Source organism: Ensifer sp. GW823-FHT05D09 (assembly GCF_058795755.1).
In genome coordinates this window covers 1-775 of sequence record NZ_JBXAIA010000037.1, presented here as the reverse complement: position 1 = coordinate 775, position 775 = coordinate 1, and the positions used below count along the sequence as shown (strand labels likewise).

Here is a 775-nt window from a genome sequence, read left to right as displayed (position 1 = left end):
CGGTAAAGCGCATGCGGCTCTTCTGGCCGGGCGCGATGCGGTCGATGTCGACGGGCGGGATGCGGATCTCGACCGTCAGGTCCTCGCCCTCGGGCACGATCGACATGGCGGTGGCGCCGGGCGCGATGATGCCGCCGATGGTGTGGATCTGCAGGTCGTAGACGAGACCGTCGACGGGGGCACGCACTTCCATGCGCGACAGCCGGTCCTTGGCCGCCACCGCCCGTTCGGTCAGTTCGGCGATCTTGGCCTCGAGCCCGACGATCTGGCCTTGCGTTTCCTTGCGGTTGTTCTGGTCGATCGACATCAGCTTGATGCGCAGCTCGCTGATCTGGCCGAGCGCCTCGGCGATGCGGGCGAGCAATTCCCCCTTGGAACCGTCGATGCGGGCCATCTGGCGCAACAGGTCGCGATGCTCGGAGACCGGCACCAGGCCGCTCTTTAGAAGCGTCTCGAGCTTGGAGATCTCCTTCTCGACGATCTCTTTCTCCTTGTCGCTGGAGCCGGTCTGGGCCTTCAGCCCGCGGATCTGTTCCTCGAACTGGCCGATCTGCAGCCGCATCTGCTCTTCCTGGCTGGTGATCATCCGGCGATTGGCCTCGAACAGCTTCACTTCGCTCGTTTTCAGCACGTCCGGAATATCGAGTTCGCCGAAGGAGACGGTGGCGTCGCCGTCGCGTTCGGCCGTCAGCCGGGCGCGCATGGCGTAGAACTGCTGCAGCTGGCCGCGCACGATCGACAGCTCGACCCGGGTCTGGGTCTCGTCGAGCTGCAG

The 775-nt window shown here is 65.3% G+C and carries 1 protein-coding gene; it reads right to left on the bottom strand.

Annotation, left to right across the window (positions count from 1 at the left end):
- Positions 1-775, bottom strand: a 775-nt coding sequence (locus AC1Q80_RS30810; RefSeq protein ID WP_492362938.1) for an HlyD family secretion protein, incomplete at both ends; no start/stop codon positions are given.